Origin of the sequence: Methanoculleus chikugoensis (assembly GCF_900095385.1) — an archaeon.
Lineage (GTDB): Archaea > Halobacteriota > Methanomicrobia > Methanomicrobiales > Methanoculleaceae > Methanoculleus > Methanoculleus chikugoensis_A.
In genome coordinates this window covers 1-1,870 of the sequence record NZ_FMID01000056.1, presented here as the reverse complement: position 1 = coordinate 1,870, position 1,870 = coordinate 1, and the positions used below count along the sequence as shown (strand labels likewise).

Genomic DNA, 1,870 nt, shown 5'->3' with positions numbered 1-1,870 from the left:
CGCTAAAAGTATCGCTGACTGTGGCTGCTGGTGACTACTGCACGTCCTCTTGGGACAAAAAGATAGTAACCTTCTCTGATGATATAAGCATTGCTATTTATGTCTCTGATCTAATATATATCGCAGGCCCGATATTAAATATCTGGTAGGATATTGTCGATTGCAGAGAATTGTATACATATCGTGCTTCCCCCGCCGTAACATAAAAATAGCTAAATATTGTTATTTCGTGTTACCTTTTTTATCCCGTCCGCGTCCGCTCTCCGACGATCGGTATCGGGAATATGCGGTGTAGAAAAAAGAGGGGGTTCAGGCCTCGATTCGCTGGTAGAGTTTAGCGTAGATCGTCTGACCCTTTCGTTTCCGGTGGCGCTCCCCGAGGTCGCCCTCGTAGAGGGCAAACCGGCCCTTGATGCCGTCCATATCGACGTCGACATCCTCGCGGTATACGAACCCGGGCATCATCACGTCGATGCTGCCGAGGACGTAGATCTCGCCCTCCACCATCTGGCCTCCAACGCGGCTCTTCGCGTTGCCCTTGATGACGATCTTCCCGCCTTCGGCATGGGTGGCGACATGGACATCGGCATCGCCGCCGACGACGATCTCGCCACCGTTCATGAAGGTGCCGATATCGCTTCCGGCATTGCCGGTGACGGTGATCTTGCCGCCCTGCATGCCGCGCCAGTCGCCGCGGTAGGCGGCGCCGAGGTAGTTGCCGGCATTGCCTTTGATGACGAGTTCGCCGCCCTTCATGCCTGTTCCGGCAAAGGCGTCGACGTTCCCGTTCACCGTGAGCTTGCCGCCCTGCATCCATGCCCCGACGTACATATCGGCGTTGCCGTTGACGACGACCTCGCCGCCGGTCATCTTCATGCCGATGTACTTGACCCGGGAGAGATCGCCGTTGACGACGATCTTCGTCTCCTCAGGCGTTGCTCCGGCCTTGCCGGAGATCTCGAAGAAATCTCCGAGCCGGTGGCGTTCGCGGCCGACGTAGACGGTGAGGTCCGCGATCTCTTCGGTCTTCTTCCCGGCGAACGCATCGGGTGCGATGGTTTCTGCCTCGAGGTGGAGTTCGGGCTGGTTCTTTATGGTGAGTGTAACGGTTTCCATCCTTCTCTCTCCTCACTCGGTAGCATCAACCTCAATTACGTACGGGTTCGGGAGATAGTGCCCGGTAACCTCGTAGTTGTTCAGGGTGACGGTGTAGTAGCGGAGGAACTTCTCCTTGACGTCACGCATCACCTGCGGGTTCTCGTTGACCTTTGCGTTCACCCAGAGCGTCCTCTTGTTGCCGTTCGAGACGATCTCGTGGTCCTGGATGACCTGGACACCGGCCTTGAAGAGGTGCTCGGCGCTTCCAAACGCCTTCTCGATGTCGTCGGGCGCGTAGGGCTCGTTCGGGTTGAAGTTGAAGACCGCAACATCCGCCTCGAGGCCGGGTGCAAGCCCGCCGTACATGTGCGCGAGGCCGAGCGATTTTGCCGGGCCGGCGCGGGTCATCTGCGCGATCTCGTAGAGGTCGAGTTCGCGGTCGATGTTGGCGAGGTTGGTCGCATCGATGACCTTGTCCTTGTGCTTGAAGGCGTCGAACTGCTGCTTCCGGGCCTCCTCGCTCATGAGCCACTTCATGATCCGCGGGTAGCGGATGAACGGCCCGGCGTTCGGGTGGTCGGTGGTCATGAAGATCCGCATGGGATCCTTCGCGAGCAGCGCGAGTTCAAGACCGATGGCCCACTGGATGGCGCAGACCTTGATGCTCGGGCTGTAGACGTAGGGCACGACACCGGATCCGGTCTCGAGTTCCACATCGGCGTTCGCCCACTTCAGGTGGTTCAGCTCGGTGAGGTGGTGCTCGAACGGCCCG

2 protein-coding genes are annotated in these 1,870 nt (G+C 58.4%); both read right to left on the bottom strand.

What is annotated here, in order from left to right; translation table 11 throughout:
- Positions 1-309 precede the first annotated feature (309 nt).
- A complete protein-coding gene (locus L21_RS11585; protein WP_074370625.1) occupies positions 310-1,116 on the bottom strand; it encodes a formylmethanofuran dehydrogenase subunit C in 807 nt (268 codons plus the stop codon).
- 12 nt (positions 1,117-1,128) lie between these two features.
- Positions 1,129-1,870: amidohydrolase family protein (locus L21_RS11580; protein WP_143727295.1), on the bottom strand; the 742-nt coding region annotated here is incomplete at its 5' end.